Raw genomic sequence first — 16,735 nt, forward strand, 5'->3', positions numbered from 1 at the left:
AGCTTGCCGAGCTCGGCGACCTCCTTGACCAGGTCGTAGGGCGCCTGGAGCTCCTTGGCCGCGACGAACAGCTCGTCCTCGGGAAGGTTCTGGAGCTTGCGGATCTGCTGGCGGATCTGGCGCATGTGCGTGGTGGCGTTGGAGACGTCGCCGGTGCCGGCCTCACCCTTGGAGCGGATCATCGCCGCGCCCTCGGTGATGCGGCGCAGGGCCTCACCCAGGTTGGTCGCGCCACAGACGAAGGGCACCGTGAAGTTCCACTTGTCAATGTGGTTGGCGTAGTCGGCCGGGGTCAGCACCTCGGACTCGTCGATGTAGTCGACGCCGAGGGACTGGAGCACCTGGGCCTCGACGAAGTGACCGATGCGGGCCTTGGCCATGACGGGGATCGAGACGGCCTCGATGATGCCGTCGATCATGTCGGGGTCGGACATCCGCGAGACGCCACCCTGGGCGCGGATGTCGGCCGGGACCCGCTCGAGGGCCATCACGGCGACGGCTCCGGCGTCCTCGGCGATCTTGGCCTGCTCGACGTTGACGACGTCCATGATGACGCCGCCCTTGAGCATCTCGGCCATGCCGCGCTTCACGCGCGAGGTGCCGGTGGTGGGCTGGCTGGGGGTCGTGTCCGCGGACATGGGTCACTCCAAGAATGTGCAGGGCGCAGCGCAGGGGACGCGCTTCAGCCCCGAGTTTAGTGGGTCCGGCGGAGACCCCCGACCCCGGCTCGGCCCCTGACTTCTGGCCACCCATCCCGCACCACACCCCCGAAACGCAGCCGCGGAGCCGCACCCGTGGCCAGAAGTGCCCGGGACCCCCGACTTCTGGCCACCCATCCCGCACCACACCCCCGAAACGCAGCCGCGGAGCCGCACCCGTGGCCAGAAGTGCAGGGTATGCCGCGTGGCAGGGCGGCGGGCGGGGCGTCAGTCGCGGACGGCCGGCGGGAGCTCGTCGTCGAACTCGACGGTGCGGGGCAGGTCGGCGTGCCCGGCGAGGCGGAACAGCCGGACCACCGGCTTGCGGCGGACCCGACGCACGTCGGTCACCGCATCGTTGAGGAACCGTCGCGCGAGCTGGACCCGCACCCCTGCTGCCTCGACCCGCTGGAGGGCGCTGGCTCCGAGGGCGTCGGTGCCTTCCGCCCGCAGGTCGGCCACCACGTCGGCGGTCAGGGCTGCCTGGAGCGTCTCGGTGAGGTCGCTCTCGAGCACCTCCCGCGCGCCGAAGCTCTGGCCGTCGAGCAGGTCGTCCTCGAGCGCCCGCTCGTTGTGCGCCTCCAAGGACTCCGACGCCGCCCCCGCCAGCATCAGGGCGCTGGCCGGGTCGACGGCGCCCGAGTTGGCCAGCTCGAGGGTGGCCTCGGCCCGGCGCACCAGCTGGGCGTCCAGCGCCGACAGCGCACCCTCGGCCCTGGTGTGGAGCCGGTCCAGCCTGGCCGCGCTGTAGGAGAGGTACCAGGCGACGCCGAGCAGCACCGCCACCACGACGACACCCCAGGTCAGTGAGTCCATCAGTCCTCGCCTCCTCGTCGCCCGCGGAGCAGCCGGGTCCACCGTGTGTCGACCGCAGCGTCCGACCGCTGATCCTCGGTCCCGTGGGTGACCGTGTCGTACACCGCCATGACGTCCTCGGCCACGACCGACCAGTCGAAGACCCAGGCCCGCCGGTGCCCGGTCTCCCCCAGGCGCTCGCGTTCGGCGCGGTCACCGAGGAGCCGCACGAGGTGGCGCGCGAGGTCGGCGCTGTCCTCGTTGGCGAAGGTGCAGCCGGCCTGCCCACCGTCGAGGACGCGGACGAAGGCAGGCAGGTTGCTCGCCACCACGGGCGCACCGGCGCTCATCGCCTCGACCAGCACGATGCCGAAGCTCTCGCCGCCAGTGTGGGGCGCGACGTAGAGGTCGACCGACGACAGCAGCGCCGCCTTGTCCTCGTCGCTGACCATGCCCAGGAAGTCGGTGGCGGCCGCGACGGCCGGGTCGAGGCGCTCGCGGGCGGCGTCGACGTCGCCCGGGCCGGCGACCAGGACCCTGGCGCCGGGGTGCTTCGCCAGCACCGCGGGCATGGCGGCGGCCAGCACCGGAAGCCCCTTGCGGGGCTCGTCGATCCGGCCCAGGAAGGCGATCGTCGGAGCAGCCTCCGTGCCGGTCCAGCGTTCGGCCGGCACCGCGTCGGCGAAGCGGGCGACGTTGACCCCGTTGGGGATCACGACGGCGTCGCCACCCAGGTGGGTCGTGACGGTGCGCCGGGCGTCCTCGGAGACAGCGATCCGTCCGTTGATCTTCTCCAGGCTGGGGCGCAGCAGCGGGTAGGCGGCCTGCATGGCCCTCGACCGCAGGTTGGAGGTGTGGAAGGTCGCCACGACAGGGCCCTCGGCGGACCAGAGCGCCAACAGGGAGATGCTGGGCGTGACCGGCTCGTGGATGTGGAGGACGTCGAAGTCGCCGGCCTCCAGCCAGCGTCCGACCCGGGCCGCAGTCAGGGGGCCGAAGTTCAGCCTGGCCACCGAGCCGTTGTAGCGCACCGGGACGGCCCGCCCGACCGACTCGACGTAGTCGGGCAGCGGGGTGTCCTCGTCGGCGGGAGCGAGCACCGAGGCGTGATGACCTTGCCCGAGGAGGTGCTCGGCGAGGTCACGGACGTGGAACTGGACCCCACCCGGCACGTCGAAGGAGTAGGGGCAGACGATGCCGATCCTCATGGCCACGTCCCGGTCGCGCGGTCGGGCCGCGGGGACGCGTCGGTGCGTGGGGCGAGGTCGTCGAGGAACACCCGCTGCAGCATGTGCCAGTCAGCCGTGTGCTCGACGATGGCGGCGCCGAGCGCATCGGCGCACTGCTGGGTCATGGCGACCGCCTTGGCGCGGGTCGCGCCCGTGGTCGGCACCTCGACCCGGTCGTGGAAGGTGATCACCGTGCGGTGCTTCCAGCTGGGGCGGTCGAGGCGCTCGTAGTGGATCGACACGGGGTGCAGGGCCGCCCCGGTCGCCAACGACAGGGCTGCGGGACCAGCGGCCATCTTCGAGCGGTGACCGCAGAGGTCCACCTCGACCCCGCGGTCGGTGAGGTCGCGGTCGGCGAGCAGGGGCATCAGCACCGGCTTGGTGAGGTGACCCCGGAGCTGGGCGAAGACGTCGCCACCGCCGGTCAGCGGCAGGATCGTCATGCCGAGTGACTCCCGGAAGGCGAGGAACTCGGCATACACCTCCTCGGGCTCGAGGCGCTCTGCGACGGTCACGACGGGTGCGATGTCGGTCGTGCCCCACGCGCCCGCAAGGTCCCAGTTGCCGAGGTGACCGAGGAAGCAGACGACGGGACGCCCGGCCGCGAGCTCGGCGCGCACCGGCCCGTCGCCCTCGACCCGCACCGAGGCAGCCACGTCGGCCGCGCTGCGGTCGGGCAGGCGGAAGGCCTCGCAGTAGTAGCGCAGGTAGGACCGCATGCCCTCGCGCACCAGTGCGTCCAGGTCCTGGGAGGACAGCTCGGGACGCACTCTCGCGTAGTTGCTCCGCAGCCGTTGCACGCCCTTGCCGCCACGCGCGGTGGTGAGGTCGGCGATCTGCTCGAACACCGTGTGTGCCGTGCGCTCGGGGAGGCGTCGGACGGTGCCCCACCCGAGGCGGTAGCCGTTGACGGCGAAGAAGTCGCCGAGGCCGGTCATGGCACCAGGCCGTTCAGGCGATCGGGCCCAGCGCCTGCTGGCGCACGAGCAGCATTCGCTGGAAGACGGTGACGAGGCTGGCGACGGCGAGCAGGGCGAGCACGATGGTGAGGACGACCTCGGGCAGCCCCAGTCCGACCAGCCCGGTGATCACCAGGACGGCGACGAGGCGGTCGGCGCGCTCGGCGATCCCGACGTTGGCGGTGAAGCCGAGCCCCTCCGCGCGGGCCTTCGCGTAGGAGACGACGCTGCCGAGGATGAGGCAGGCCAGCGCGAGCCCCGCCATGAGGAAGTCGTCACCCCTACCGGCGTACCAGAGCACGAGCCCGCCGAAGATGGCCGAGTCGCCCACGCGGTCGAGCGTCGAGTCGAGGTAGGCGCCCCACTTGCCGGACCGGCCGGACATCCGTGCCATGACCCCGTCCACGGTGTCGGAGAAGACGAAGAGGGTGATGACGATGGTGCCCCAGAAGAACTCGTGGCGCGGGTAGAACGCCAGCGCGCCGACGCACACCCCGAGGGTGCCGACGATGGTCACCACGTCGGGGCTGATGCCCAGCTTGAGGAGCAGTCGGGCGACTGGGGTGAAGATCTTCGTGAAGAGGGCGCGTGCGTACTTGTTGAGCATGGTGGGGTCAGCCTACTGAGGCTGAGCCCGTCTTCCCGGCCACCGGCGCGTCCGGGCGCTGTGCAGGCGCACACGCCGGCGTGCCGCCCGGAAGGGCATAGCGGTGGTCGGCGACCCACGTGTAGACCCGGCCGGCCAGCCAGCTCACCCCCGGCAGGGTGACCAGGTGACCGAGCGGCCGCCAGAGCGGGGCGCCGTGCTGGAGCCCCTCCGCGATGGCGAGGTGGGCCGCGGCGACGGACCCGTCGGGGCGCACGAACTGGGCGGCCTCGATGCAGTCGGCCTCGGTCAGGCCGAAGCGCGCGAGGTCGACCTGCTGCCAGGGCTTGATGTCGTAGCGGTCGCGGCGGTCGACCCACCGCGTGGCGAACCGCGCGCTGGTCGTGCAGAACCCGCAGTCACCGTCGAAGATGAGCAGTCCCCGCTCCATGTCCATGGTTCCAGTCTGTCACCCGCATGGGAGCATGACCGCGTGAGGGGGACGTCCAGGGCGTTGGGTCCGTATGCCGTGCTGTGGCGGCTCGCCGTGACCGCGGCCGTCGTGACGACCGTCTGCCTCGGCACGTGGGTGGGCAACGACGACTGGTGGCCGTTCGCGCCCATGTCGCAGTACGCCTTCTCGGTGCGCAACGACGGAGTCATCAACTCGCTGACGATGGACGCCCTGACGGTGGACGGCGAGGTCGTGCGGGTGCCGCTGTCGAAGGAGATGATCGGCATCGAGCGCGCCGAGATCGAGGGCCAGGCCCCGCGGATCATCGCCCACCCCGAGCTGCTCCAGGACCTCGCGGTGCTGCACTCGCGCCGCCTCCCGGACCAGCCCGCCTACGCCGTGGTCTACCTGCGCAACACCTCCACCCAGATCGGGACCGGCGCCACGACCATCTACACGCTCGCGACGTGGCAGGTCCGGGACCCGTTGCACCCCAAGCCCTCCGGGCTGCCAGGGGGTGCCCGGTGACCGCCGTGAACCGCGTCGAACGCTTCTTCGCCCCGGAGATCTCCCTCGCGCGGGTGGCCTGGTTGCGGGTCTTCGTCCACGCCTTCGTGTGGCTCGACGTGCTGTGGATCGTCACCGACCCCATCCCGCACGGTGACGTGCCCCCGAGCCTCTACCGCGGGCTCGAGGTGCGGTCGCTGCTCCACCTGCCGGCCCCCTCCCACGACTACGTGCGCGTGCTGCTGGCCGTGGTGCTGGTCAGCTCTGCCGTCGCGGTCACGGGACGCCTGCCACGGTTGGCGGGGTGGGTCTGCGCCGTCGGCATGCTCGACTGGGTGAGCAACGCCTTCGCGTACTCCAAGGTCGACCACGACCACTTCGCCCTCGTGGTGGCCCTTTTCGTCCTGCCGACCGTCGGCCGGGCTCGCCTCGCCGACGTCGAGGTGCGGTCGCAGGCCGCCGGCTGGGCGATCCGCATGGTGCAGATCGGCGCGGTCTCGATCTACTTCCTGTCGGCCAGCGCCAAGATGCGGTTCGGCGGCTGGGGCTGGGCGAACGGCGCGACGCTCATCTGGGCGCTCACGAGGCGTCCCAACGGCATCGGGCCCTGGGTCGGGTCGCACCCCGCACTGACCCATGCGCTGCAGTGGGTCGTGTTGGTGGCCGAGTTCACCTCGCCGATCCTGTTGTGGCTCAAGGGAAGAGCGCTGTATGCCGCGTTGCTCTTCTGGGCGGGGTTTCACCTCAGCACCTACGTGATGCTGAAGATCCACTTCCTGCCGCTCGTCGTGTGCCTGCTCAGCTTCCTGCCGCTGGAGCGGCTTCCCCACCCGGCCACGCTGCGACGAGCCGCGACCGGACGTCTTCGAGGAGCATCGGCAACGCCTTCGTCTGGCCGATGACCGGGAGGAAGTTCGCGTCACCGCCCCAGCGGGGGACGATGTGCTGGTGCAGGTGGGCCTGCACCCCGGCGCCGGCAACGGCACCCTGGTTCATCCCGATGTTGTAGCCGTGCGGCCCGGAGGCCGCGTCGATCGCGGCGATGGCCTGCTTGGTCAGCCGGGTGAACTCGCTGGTCTCCTCGTCGGTCAGGTCGACGTAGAGCGAGGCGTGACGGTAGGGGCAGACCAGCACGTGGCCGGGGTTGTAGGGGAAGAGGTTCATCACGACGTAGCAGGTGGTGCCGCGGTGCACGATGAGACCAGTCTGGTCGTCCTTGCCCGGCGCAGCGCAGAACGGGCAGCCGTCGCCCGCGTCCTCGCTGGGGCGCTCCCCCGTCACGTAGGCCATCCGGTGCGGGGTCCACAGCCGCTCGAAGCCGTCCTTGGCCCCGGCGAACTCCGTGTCGGGCTGCATGGCATCCGTCATGGCGTGATCCTATGAGGCGTGCCCGCGACCGCATCCGAGCCCACCATCCGTCGCGCCGTGACCGACGACGCCGTCGAGCTGGCCGAGCTGTTCTGGCGGGTGCGGGAGCAGTCGGTGCCGGCGATCCCCATGATCGCCCACCCGCGCGAGACCGTGCTGCCGTTCGTGCGCGACGTCCTGCTGGCCGCCTTCGAGGTCCACGTCGCCGTCCTCGACGGTCGGATGGTCGGCTTCCTCGCCCTCATGGCCCCCGACCAGCTCAGCCATCTCTACCTCGACCAGCCCCACACGGGACACGGCCTGGGGAGCCGATTCGTCGACCTCGCCAAGGACCGCTTCCCCGACGGCCTGCGGCTGTGGGCCTTCCAGGACAACCGCGACGCGCTGCGCTTCTACCGGCGGCACGGCTTCCGCGCGGTCGAGTGGACCGACGGCGACAACGAGGAGGGCGCGCCCGACGTGCTCATGACCTGGTCACCCACGGCGACCGCCCCCGACTACACCTGACGGCGTGAGGTGACGGCCTCGAGGACCTCGGCGATCGCGTCCTCGATCGGCACGCCGTTCTTCTGTTCGCCGTTGCGGTAGCGGAAGGACACGGCGTTCTTCGCCCGGTCCTCCTCGCCGGCGATGAGGACGAACGGCACCTTCGCCTTCGAGGCGTTGCGGATCTTCTTCGGGAAGCGGTCGTCGCTCTCGTCGAGCTCGACCCGGATCCCCTTGGCCTTCATCTGCGCGAGCACGTCCCACAGGTAGTCGTTGAACTCGTCGGCGACCGGGATCCCCAGCACCTGCACAGGGGACAGCCACACCGGGAACGCCCCCGCGTAGTGCTCGACGAGCACTCCGATGAAGCGCTCGATCGAGCCGAACTTGGCCGAGTGGATCATCACCGGCTGCTGGCGGGTGCCGTCCGACGCCTGGTACTCGAGACCGAACCGCTCGGGCTGGTTGAAGTCGTACTGGATGGTCGACATCTGCCAGGTGCGGCCGATGGCGTCCCGCGCCTGCACCGAGATCTTGGGGCCGTAATAGGCCGCGCCACCCGGGTCGGGCACGAGCTCGAGCCCGGACTCGGCGGCCACCTGCTCGAGCACCGAGGTCGCGACCTCCCACTGCTCGTCGGACCCGATGAACTTGTCCTTCTTGTCGCCCTCGGTGTCGCGGGTCGACAGCTCGAGGTAGAAGTCGTCGAGCCCGAAGTCACGGAACAGGCCGAGGCAGAAGTCGAGCAGGTGCTTGACCTCACCCGGTGCCTGCTCGGCGGTGACGTAGGAGTGCGAGTCGTCCTGGGTCATGCCGCGCACGCGGGTCAGGCCGTGGACCACGCCGGACTTCTCGAACCGGTAGACCGAGCCGAACTCGAACAACCGCAGCGGCAGCTCGCGGTAGGACCGACCGCGCGAGCGGAAGATCAGGTTGTGCATCGGGCAGTTCATCGCCTTGAGGCGGTACTCGGTGCCCTCGAACTCCATCGGCGGGAACATGGTGTCGGCGTAGTACGGCAGGTGGCCCGAGGTGTGGAACAGCCCGTCCTTGCTGATGTGGGGGGTCCCGACGTACTCGAAGCCCTCCTCGATGTGGCGGCGGCGGACGTAGTCCTCCATCTCGCGCTTGATGATCCCGCCCTTGGGGTGGAACACCGCCAGGCCCGACCCGAGCTCGTCGGGGAAGCTGAAGAGGTCGAGCTCGGCGCCGAGCTTGCGGTGGTCGCGCTTCTCGGCCTCGGCGAGCCGGTCGAGGTAGGCCTTGAGCTCGTCCTTGGTCGGCCACGCGGTGCCGTAGACGCGCTGGAGCTGCGGGTTCTTCTCGCTGCCGCGCCAGTAGGCGCCACCGCTGCGCATCAGCTTGAACGCGTTGCCGAGCACCTTGGTGGACGGCACGTGCGGGCCGCGGCACAGGTCACCCCAGGCCCGTGACCCGTCGCGCTTGAGGTTGTCGTAGATGGTGAGCTGGGCGCCACCGACCTCGACGTCGGCGCCCTCGGCGGCATCGCCGGCCGCGCCGCCCTTGAGGCCGATCAGCTCGATCTTGTAGGGCTCGTCGGCGAGCTCGACGGCCGCGTCCTGGTCGCTGACCTCGCGACGGGCGAAGGTCTGGCCCTCGTTGACGATGCGCTGCATGACCTTCTCGAGCGCCTTGAGGTCCTCGGGGGTGAAGGGCTCGGCGACGTCGAAGTCGTAGTAGAAGCCGTCGCGCACCGGCGGCCCGATGCCGAGCCTCGCCTTCGGGTTGACCTCCTGCACGGCCTGGGCCAGCACGTGGGCAGCGCTGTGCCGCAGCACGTCGAGGCCGTCCTGCTCCTGGGCGGTGACCGGCTCGACGGCGTCGCCGTCGGAGAGCACGTGGGCCAGGTCGCGGAGCTCACCGTTGACGCGCGCCACGAGGACGGCGCGGTCACCCTCGAACAGGTCGGCGGCAGTCGTCTGCTCCGGCACCGATCGCTCGTCTCCAGCGACGTTGACGGTGATCTGGGCAGACATGGTGGTGGCTTCTCCTGCTGGTCGTGGTGATGGGGCTGTCGGTATGCCGCGCGCGGAGGCCCGCAGGCGGCATACCGATGCTATCGGCCGCCTCGCAACCCTCGCGCGCGAGTTACGCGCGGCGGTCAGCTGCCGCCGCTGACCACCACGGTCGAGGCGACGATGGACGCCGTGATGGCGGTCTGCACGTCCTGGACGGCTTTGCGCACGGCTTCTGCACCCCAGTCGCCGTCGGCGACCGCCTTGCCGCGGGCCCGCACCTCGCGCTTGGGCTGGTCGGGGAACAGCTTGGGCAGCAGGTCGACCGAGTGCAGCAGCGCCACCAGGGCACCGGTCCGCTCGTCGGGCTCGACCCCACCCACCACCGTGGCCCGCACCCGGGCCAGCACCTCGCGCTCGACAGTCGGGTCGGCCAACGGCCACGACGTCGTCGGGAACAGCCCCAGCACCCTGCCCCGCTCGCGTCTCAGCACCCCTTGGGCCACGAGGTCGGACAGCACCGCGTCCTTGAGGGTCCCGGCCCGGTCCTTCCACGCGTTCACGCCGCCGATCCGGCCGACTGCGTCCTTCGGCTTGCGGTCGTGGGACAGGCGCGCCACCTCGGCCAGCAGCGGGTCGGAGACGTGGCGGTTCGTACGGACCAGCCGGCCGGCCTTGTGCTCGGGGTCGCCGGCTTCGGTCAGGCGCAAGGCGCCGTCGAGCGCCAGGTCGACGATCGCCGAACCAGCGACTGCGGCCTTGAGCCTGGTGCTGTCGATCCGGGGCCTCCCGTCCTCGTCACCCAGGGCGAGGAGCAGGAACTCCGCGGTGAGTGGGCGTCGCGTCATGTCGTCACTGTAGGCAGCGCACGCGCGCTCGACAGTGCCCTGGGGCACACAACGTGGTGGTAGACAGGCCCCATGATCGTCGTCATCGCCGGAGGCCACGGCCAGATCGCCCTGCACCTCGAACGGTTCCTGGCCGATGCCGGTCACGAACCCGTGGGGCTGGTGCGCAACCCCGACCACCTCGCCGACCTCGCCAAGCAGGGCGCTCGCGGTGTCGTGGTCGACCTCGAGGAGGCCACTGTCGACCAGCTGGCCGCTGCCGTCGCAGGTGCGGACGCGGTGGTCTTCGCCGCCGGGGCCGGCCCGGGCAGCGGCGCGGGCCGCAAGGAGACCGTGGACCGGGCGGCCGCCGCCCTGCTGGCCGACGCCGCCGAGCAGGCCGGGGTGACCCGCTACCTCATGGTGTCGGCGATGGGCACGGAGGGCGCCGACCCCGACAGCGACGACGTGTTCCAGGTGTACCTGCGGGCCAAGGGCGCAGCTGACGACGACCTCCGCGGCCGCGCTGGGCTCGAGTGGACGGTGCTGCGCCCCGGACGGCTCACGGACGACGAGCGCACGGGTCGGGTTGCCCTCGGCGAGCGCCTCGACCGAGGATCGGTCACCCGTCGCGACGTCGCGGCGGTGCTGGCCGAGCTGCTCGTCACCGGGGTGGGCGCAGGCCGCACCGTCGACCTCGTGTCGGGCAAGGTGCCGGTCGCCCAGGCTGTGGCGGCCCTGGGCTCGTGACCGTGCGGACACCCGACCCTGCCCCGGCGTGGTCCGTGCAGCAGGTGGGCTTCACCGACCCACGCGTGCAGGCCCTCGTCACCGAGGTGCAGGACTACTACGTCCAGATCTACGGCGGACCCGACGACTCCCCCGTCGACCCGACCGAGTTCGACGAGCCGCGGGGGCGGTTCGTGCTGGGACTCGTCGGCTCCTCGCCGGTGGCGATGGGTGGCTGGCGGTTGCGGCCCGAGCTCGATGCCGCGATCGGCGGCCGGTGTGCCGAGGTGAAGCGGATGTTCGTCTCCCCCATGCTGCGTCGTCAGGGGCTGGCGCGACGGCTCCTGGCCGCCCTCGAGGACTCTGCCCGGCAGGCTGGTGTGGAGGTGCTGGCGCTCGAGACCGGCACCATGCAGCCCGAGGCGATCGCGCTCTACGAGGCGCAGGGCTACCAGCCCACGATCCGGTTCGGGCACTACGCCGACTCCGACCTGTCCCGCTACTTCGCCAAGCGCCTCGACGGCCGCTGACGCCACGCCGCATCCCGGGTCAGCGACCGACGATGCGCCTCGGGGGTTTGCGGATCGGTCCACTGTCCGTGGGCATGACCGCGGTCCGCGTGTGCATAGCCAGCTCTCGGATCAGGCGCCGCGCGTCGAGCAGCATGGCGCCGTAGGCGGGCCAGGCCCGCGCGTCCTCGAGCTCGGTGGTGCGGACCACCGTCTCGAGCTCGGTGATGACCTCCTCGGCGGAGCGCAGGTAGTCGCGAACCACCGCCTCCTCATCCTGGCCCTCCAGACCGAAGTGGCTCAGGGCGCCGGCGATCTGGTCCAGCGCGTCGGCATAGCTCTCGAGGAAGCGCTGGGTGGGTGTCGGCTGGCCCGCGTCGTCGTCGGTGGCGTCGACCAGGGTCCGGGCGATCCCGCTCACCTGCCACTGTCCCCGTCTGATCGCCTCGACCGTCTCCGCGTAGCCGGCCCAGTCGACCTCCATCCGACGCACGTCGTCGCGGGGGTTGAACCGGGTGCTCTCCTTGCCGGTCTCGATCGCCGTGTGGATGGTGGGGGCCGACCGCAGGAGGTCGGTGCTGGTGTCGTACCAGGCGCGCGCCATGTCACCGTCCCAGCCCTCGCGCATCCCCGCGGCGATGTCGTTGAGCAGCAGGCACACCTGTCGGGTCAACGCGCGGATCTGGTCGCGCGGCTGCTGGATGTGGAGGGGCGCCACCACGACCGCGTTGGTGAGCACACCGATCACACCGCCCGCCAGCGTCTCCACGATGGTGAGGTAGGTGAACTCCATGTCGGTGCCACCGACCGTGATGAGGGACAGCAGCACCATGGTGGGCACCTGGATGCCGTGGTCGCCCAGCCGGCGCCACCGACCGACGAGCAGGGCGAGCGCCATGACGGGCAGCATGCTCCACCAGTGCACGCCGAGGGTGGACCCGACCAGCCAGGCCGCGCTCATGCCGACCATGACCGCCACCAGTCGCTGGGCGCTGGCGAAGAGGGAGCGCACCATCGTGCGATCCACCACGAGCAGGGCTGCCATCGGTGCGTAGAAGGGGGCCGGGCTGTGCAGGACCCGCACGGCGAACTGCCAGGCCAGGACGGTGGCCAGGGCCGCCTTGCCCATCAGGAGGGCGGCGTCGCGCTCCGGCCCGGCATGGCGCACCACCTCACCGACGGCGCGGACCGCCCTGCGCGCCGAGTCGCGCAGCGCACCGAGCCGTGACGGCGGCTGCGGCCCGTCGGGTGAGCGCTCCATGGTGGAGACCCTAAAGGCACCCGGCCCGGACTCAGTGCGCCGCCCGGTCGAACACGAGCGTCAGGTGCGTGGTCGTCGGCTCCTTGGCAGACCGTAGGCCCGCCACCGTGCCCGGTCCGGTGTCGTCCACGACCAGCTCGACGGTGCTGGGCAGCAGGACGGGCTTGGCGAACCACACGTGCGACCCACTCGGCTCCGCGGTGCTCCGGCCGAGGGCGGCCAGCGTGCGGGCGGCCGTCCACATCCCGTGGGCGATCGCACGCGGGAAGCCCATCGCCTTGGCGGTGAGGGCATACAGGTGGATCGGGTTCACGTCGCCGGCCACGGCGGCATACGCCCGGCCCTGTCCCTCGGGGACGCGGACGATGCCCGCGGGCGGGCCGTCGGGCAGCGGGGGCGCCTGCCTGCCGCGCTCGGCGTCGTGGTGCCCGGGGCCGCGCCGGAGGTAGGTGCTGCGACCATCCCAGACGCGTTCGCCGTCGACGTCCACCTCGGTGACCAGGTCGACCAGCTGCCCCTTCGGATGCGCGCGCAGGTCCTCCGCGTGGACCGTCAGGTCGAGCCTGTCGTCGGCGCTGAGCCGGCGGTGCACGGTGATCTGGTTCTCCAGGTGGACCAGCCCCGGCAAGGGCAGCGGGAACGACCGGTCGGCCATCAACGCCACCTGCAGGGGGAACCCCAGCACATGGGGGTAGGTGTGTGGCAGCACGTCGCTGCCGCCGAACCCGCAGACCCGTTCGTAGCGGAGCAGGTGGTCACGGTCGACGACGACGCCCTCGCGGCGTAGCGCCGTGTCCGGGAGGTCGCCGCTGCGGCCCCGCTGGGTCAGCGCCGCCCTCGCGAACAGCGGTGCCAGCGAAGGTAACTCGCTCAGCGTGCGGACTGCCATCTCATGCCCCCAGCAGGCTCTGGCCACAGACCCGCACGACGTTGCCGCTCACGCCGGCGTTGGCGTCCTGGCTGAACCAGGCGATCGTCTCGGCGACGTCCACCGGCAGGCCGCCCTGGTTGAGGGAGTTGAGCAGGCGACCGACCTCGCGGGTCGCGAACGGGACCTTGGCGGTCATCTCGGTCTCGATGAACCCCGGCGCCACCGCGTTGACCGTGATGCCCCGAGCCCGCAGGCCCTCGTCTGCCGACAACGCGTCGACCAGCCCGATCACCCCGGCCTTGGACGCTCCGTAGTTGGTCTGCCCGCGGTTGCCCGCGATCCCGGCGATCGACGACACGAGGACCACGTGCCCACCGTCGCGGACCCCTCCCTCGGCGAGGAGCACCTCGTTCATCCGCAGGATCGAACCGAGGTTGACGTCGAGCACCGACGACCAGCGGGCCTCGTCCATGTTGGCGAGCAGCTTGTCCCGGGTGATGCCGGCGTTGTGCACGACGATGTCGAGCCCGCCGTGCCGCGCGATGGCGTGCTCGAGGATCCGTGGCCCCGCGTCTGCGGCGGTGACGTCGAGCTGGAGCGCCGTGCCTCCGACGCGATTGGCGGTGCGGGCCAAGGAGTCGCCGGCCGCAGGGATGTCGACACAGACGACGGTGGCACCGTCGCGGGCGAGCACGTCGGCGATCGAGGCACCGATCCCCCGGGCGGCGCCGGTGACGACCGCCACCTTGCCGGCCAACGGCGTGGCCCAGTTCGCGGGCTCCGTGGGCGTGCCCGGTCCCACGCGCACGACCTGCCCGTCGACGTATGCCGCGCGGCCCGACAGCAGGAAACGCACCGCCGCGTCGGCGTTGGCCTCCGCGCCGTCACCGACGAGGACGAGGTTTGCGGTGGCTCCGGCCCGCAGCTCCTTGCCGATGGACCGGGTGATGCCCTCGAGGGCGCGTCTCGTCGCCGCCTGCGCGAAACCATTGGCACTGCTGGGCTCTCGGCCCACCACGATGACCCGACCGCTCGGACGCAGACCCTTGAGGGCCGGCGCCACGAGGGCTCGGAGTGCGTCGAGGTCGCTGGGCTCAGCCGCCTCGGTGAGGTCGGCGACGACGCCCGCGACCCGGTCACCGTCGGACAGCCCGTCGACCGCGTCGACGCCCTCACGCTCCAGCAGAGTGCGCACGCGGGCTGCCACCGGTGCCGTGCCGAGCCCGCCGACGAGGACTGCGCCGTCGACGAGCGGCTCGCCCACGGCATACCGGCGCAACCTGGCGGGACGGGGCAGCCCCAGCTGGGTCGCCAGCTTCATGCCGACCGGGCTGTTGACGATGCCCGCGTAGGTGCCCGCCATCAGGCGGCCTCGAGGATCGCCATGACACCCTGGCCACCGGCGGCGCAGATCGAGATCAGGCCACGCGCGCCAGATCCCTTCTCGTGCAACATCTTCGCGAGGGAGGCGACGATGCGGCCCCCCGTCGCGGCGAACGGGTGGCCGGCCGCGAGCGACGACCCGTTGACGTTGAGCCGGTCGCGGTCAAGCGCTCCGATCGGCGCGTCGAGGCCCAGCCGGTCGCGGCAGAACTCCTCGCTCTCCCACGCGGCCAGCGTGGTGAGCACGGTGGCGGCGAAGGCCTCGTGAATCTCGACGAGGTCGAAGTCCTGCAGCTTCATCCCCTGGCGGGCCAGCAGGTGAGGCAGGGCATAGGCCGGAGCCATGAGCAGGCCCTCGTGGCCGGTCACGTAGTCGACAGCGGCGGTCTGGGCGTCGACGAGGTGCGCGAGCACGGGCAGCCCGCGCTCCTTCGCCCACTCGTCCGACCCGAGCAGCACCGCGGAGGCCCCGTCGGTGAGCGGCGTCGAGTTGCCCGCCGTCATGGTCGCCCCCTCGCTCATGCCGTCAGTCAGGTTCAGCCCGAACACCGGCTTCAGGGTCGCGAGATTCTCGACCGTGGAGTCGGCGCGCAGGTTCTGGTCGCGCGTCTGCCCGAGGAACGGCGTCATGAGGTCGTCGAAGAAGCCGCGCTGGTAGGCGGCAGCGAGGTGCTGGTGGGAGCTGGCCGCGATCTCGTCCTGGGCTTCCCGGCTGATGCCCCACTGCTTGGCGGTCTGGGCCATGTGCTCGCCCATGGACAGGCCCGTCCGAGGCTCGACGTTGCGCGGGATCTCTGGCACCAGCTGGCTGGGGCGCAGTCCCGTGAGCGCCTTCGCGCGCTGCCCCGGCGTCTTCGCGCGGTTGAGCGTGAGGAGCGTCTCGCGCAGGCCCTCGTTGACGGCGATCGGGGCGTCGGAGGCGCTGTCGGCGCCCCCGGCGATGCCGGACTCGATCTGCCCGAGCGCGATCTTGTTGCCCACGAGGATGGCCGCCTCCAGACCGGTGCCGCAGGCCTGCTGCACGTCGTAGGCAGGGGTGCGGGCTGACAGGCTCGAGCCCAGCACCGACTCGCGGGTCAGGTTGAAGTCGCGCGCGTGCTTGAGCACAGCACCGGCGGCGACCTCCCCCACCTGCTCCCCCGCCAGACCGTGCCGAGCCACGAGGCCTTCGATGGCCGCCGTCAGCATGTCCTGGTTGGAGGCCTTCGTGTAGGCGGCGTTCTGCCGCGCGAAGGGGATCCGGTTGCCGCCGATGACGGCGGCCCGGCGGGGTTGGCCGAAGGTCCGGGACGACGCTGTGCGGGCTGGCGCTGAGGTGGCCACGAGGTGCTCCTGGGGTGGGTCGGACTGTGGGACAGGTAACTGATACGGACAGTAGCAGGTACACCTAGTACCTGCTACTGTCCAACCTTGTGACCACGACCACGCAGCCGGTGATCCCGGCTCCCGACGGCCGCAGCACCCGGTGGGACCAGCACCGGGCGGCTCGCCGCCGCGAGCTGGTCGACGCGACCCTGCGGGCGATCCGCCAGCACGGAGCGGGCGTGGGGATGGACGACATCGCCGCCGTGGCCGGCACCTCGAAGACCGTCATCTACCGTCACTTCACCGACCGGCAGGGCCTGTATGCCGCTGTGTCGGCGAGCGTGGACGCCCTGATCCTGCACAACCTCGGGCAGGCGACCGGCGCGGCGGGTGACGACCTCACGAGCGGGGACTCGACCCCGAGGGGGCTGATCGCCGGGGCCATCGACGCCTACCTCACGCTCGTGGAGAAGGACCCGGAGGTCTACCGGTTCGTCGTGACCGCCCCCCTGCTGGACCAGCCGTCCGGGGATCCTGCGGCGCCGGTGACGGGACACATTGCGGCGCAGATGTCGCTGGTCCTCACCGAGGCGCTGGCTCGCGCGGGTCGTGACACCGCACCAGCGACGGTGTGGGGAGCCGGGCTCGTGGGGATGGTGCGGGCGGCCGCCGACCAGTGGCTCGGCGACACCGACGCGATCAGCCGAGCCGAGCTGACCGAGCACCTCACCGACCTCGCCTGGGGCGGGCTCTCGGCAGCCTGGCCCGACGAGACCCCCTGACCTGAGAAGC

The 16,735-nt window shown here is 71.4% G+C and carries 19 protein-coding genes; 6 read left to right on the forward strand and 13 right to left on the reverse strand.

Annotation, left to right across the window (positions count from 1 at the left end; all coding sequences use genetic code 11):
- The 6 genes from ACXJKD_RS19695 to ACXJKD_RS19720 all read right to left on the reverse strand — a co-directional run.
- A partial coding sequence (locus tag ACXJKD_RS19695; RefSeq protein WP_457256664.1) for a pyridoxal 5'-phosphate synthase lyase subunit PdxS occupies nt 1–638 on the reverse strand: 638 nt, incomplete at its 3' end.
- A 288-nt stretch (nt 639–926) separates the two neighbouring features.
- On the reverse strand, nt 927–1,514 hold the full coding sequence (locus ACXJKD_RS19700; RefSeq protein WP_457256666.1) for a hypothetical protein: 588 nt from the start codon (nt 1,512–1,514) through the stop codon (nt 927–929).
- Entirely contained in the window at nt 1,514–2,701 is a 1,188-nt protein-coding gene (locus ACXJKD_RS19705) for a glycosyltransferase family 4 protein (protein WP_457256668.1), read from the reverse strand. Before ACXJKD_RS19705 ends, ACXJKD_RS19700 begins: the two co-directional genes overlap by 1 nt.
- Entirely contained in the window at nt 2,698–3,660 is a 963-nt protein-coding gene (locus ACXJKD_RS19710) for a phosphatidylinositol mannoside acyltransferase (RefSeq protein WP_457256670.1), read from the reverse strand. Before ACXJKD_RS19710 ends, ACXJKD_RS19705 begins: the two co-directional genes overlap by 4 nt.
- A 13-nt stretch (nt 3,661–3,673) precedes the next feature.
- Nucleotides 3,674–4,288 carry a phosphatidylinositol phosphate synthase gene (gene pgsA / locus ACXJKD_RS19715; RefSeq protein WP_457256671.1) on the reverse strand — a complete coding sequence of 205 codons (615 nt, stop codon included), beginning with the start codon at nt 4,286–4,288 and terminating at the stop codon, nt 3,674–3,676.
- A gap of 7 nt (nt 4,289–4,295) precedes the next feature.
- A complete protein-coding gene (locus ACXJKD_RS19720) occupies nt 4,296–4,724 on the reverse strand; it encodes a thiol-disulfide oxidoreductase DCC family protein (RefSeq protein WP_457256672.1) in 429 nt (142 codons plus the stop codon).
- A gap of 36 nt (nt 4,725–4,760) precedes the next feature.
- On the opposite strand from ACXJKD_RS19720, the gene ACXJKD_RS19725 reads away from it, so the two are divergent.
- Both ACXJKD_RS19725 and ACXJKD_RS19730 read left to right on the forward strand, forming a co-directional pair.
- Nucleotides 4,761–5,249, forward strand: a complete 489-nt coding sequence (locus ACXJKD_RS19725) for a hypothetical protein (protein WP_457256673.1) — start codon at nt 4,761–4,763, stop codon at nt 5,247–5,249.
- The gene (locus ACXJKD_RS19730; RefSeq protein ID WP_457256675.1) at nt 5,246–6,130 is read left to right on the forward strand and encodes a hypothetical protein; all 885 of its coding nucleotides are present in this window, start codon (nt 5,246–5,248) and stop codon (nt 6,128–6,130) included. Before ACXJKD_RS19725 ends, ACXJKD_RS19730 begins: the two co-directional genes overlap by 4 nt.
- On the opposite strand, the gene ACXJKD_RS19735 is transcribed toward ACXJKD_RS19730, so the two are convergent.
- Nucleotides 6,027–6,596: an HIT family protein gene (locus ACXJKD_RS19735; protein WP_457256677.1), complete on the reverse strand. Its 570-nt coding sequence runs from the start codon at nt 6,594–6,596 to the stop codon at nt 6,027–6,029. The genes ACXJKD_RS19730 and ACXJKD_RS19735 overlap by 104 nt on opposite strands.
- Before the next feature lie 18 nt (nt 6,597–6,614).
- Here ACXJKD_RS19735 and ACXJKD_RS19740 point away from each other — a divergent pair, with 18 nt between their 5' ends.
- Entirely contained in the window at nt 6,615–7,103 is a 489-nt protein-coding gene (locus ACXJKD_RS19740) for an N-acetyltransferase family protein (protein ID WP_457256679.1), read from the forward strand.
- On the opposite strand, the gene thrS is transcribed toward ACXJKD_RS19740, so the two are convergent.
- Together thrS and ACXJKD_RS19750 are read right to left on the reverse strand one after the other, a co-directional pair.
- Nucleotides 7,094–9,079: a threonine--tRNA ligase gene (gene thrS / locus ACXJKD_RS19745; protein WP_457256680.1), complete on the reverse strand. Its 1,986-nt coding sequence runs from the start codon at nt 9,077–9,079 to the stop codon at nt 7,094–7,096. The two genes, ACXJKD_RS19740 and thrS, sit on opposite strands and share 10 nt — an antisense overlap.
- Before the next feature lie 125 nt (nt 9,080–9,204).
- Nucleotides 9,205–9,906 carry a GOLPH3/VPS74 family protein gene (locus ACXJKD_RS19750; protein WP_457256681.1) on the reverse strand — a complete coding sequence of 234 codons (702 nt, stop codon included), beginning with the start codon at nt 9,904–9,906 and terminating at the stop codon, nt 9,205–9,207.
- Between the two features lie 72 nt (nt 9,907–9,978).
- On the opposite strand from ACXJKD_RS19750, the gene ACXJKD_RS19755 reads away from it, so the two are divergent.
- Nucleotides 9,979–10,635 (forward strand): NAD(P)H-binding protein, encoded by a 657-nt coding sequence (locus ACXJKD_RS19755; RefSeq protein WP_457256682.1) that lies wholly within the window; start codon nt 9,979–9,981, stop codon nt 10,633–10,635.
- A gap of 2 nt (nt 10,636–10,637) precedes the next feature.
- The gene (locus tag ACXJKD_RS19760; RefSeq protein ID WP_457256683.1) at nt 10,638–11,144 is read left to right on the forward strand and encodes a GNAT family N-acetyltransferase; all 507 of its coding nucleotides are present in this window, start codon (nt 10,638–10,640) and stop codon (nt 11,142–11,144) included.
- 19 nt (nt 11,145–11,163) lie between these two features.
- Here the strand turns inward: ACXJKD_RS19760 and ACXJKD_RS19765 are convergent, their stop codons facing one another.
- Genes ACXJKD_RS19765 through ACXJKD_RS19780 form a run of 4 tightly spaced genes read right to left on the reverse strand, consistent with a single transcriptional unit; the run spans nt 11,164 to nt 15,961 of the window.
- Nucleotides 11,164–12,384: an FUSC family protein gene (locus ACXJKD_RS19765; protein WP_457256685.1), complete on the reverse strand. Its 1,221-nt coding sequence runs from the start codon at nt 12,382–12,384 to the stop codon at nt 11,164–11,166.
- A 31-nt stretch (nt 12,385–12,415) separates the two neighbouring features.
- Nucleotides 12,416–13,273, reverse strand: a complete 858-nt coding sequence (locus ACXJKD_RS19770) for a MaoC family dehydratase (RefSeq protein WP_457256687.1) — start codon at nt 13,271–13,273, stop codon at nt 12,416–12,418.
- A gap of 1 nt (nt 13,274) precedes the next feature.
- Complete coding sequence (locus tag ACXJKD_RS19775; RefSeq protein WP_457256688.1) at nt 13,275–14,618, reverse strand: 3-oxoacyl-ACP reductase; 1,344 nt, start codon at nt 14,616–14,618, stop codon at nt 13,275–13,277.
- Nucleotides 14,618–15,961 carry an acetyl-CoA C-acetyltransferase gene (locus ACXJKD_RS19780; RefSeq protein WP_457256690.1) on the reverse strand — a complete coding sequence of 448 codons (1,344 nt, stop codon included), beginning with the start codon at nt 15,959–15,961 and terminating at the stop codon, nt 14,618–14,620. Before ACXJKD_RS19780 ends, ACXJKD_RS19775 begins: the two co-directional genes overlap by 1 nt.
- An 89-nt stretch (nt 15,962–16,050) precedes the next feature.
- Here ACXJKD_RS19780 and ACXJKD_RS19785 point away from each other — a divergent pair, with 89 nt between their 5' ends.
- A complete protein-coding gene (locus tag ACXJKD_RS19785) occupies nt 16,051–16,725 on the forward strand; it encodes a TetR family transcriptional regulator (RefSeq protein ID WP_457256692.1) in 675 nt (224 codons plus the stop codon).
- Nucleotides 16,726–16,735 lie beyond the last annotated feature (10 nt).

This window comes from Pedococcus sp. P5_B7, from assembly GCF_054049895.1.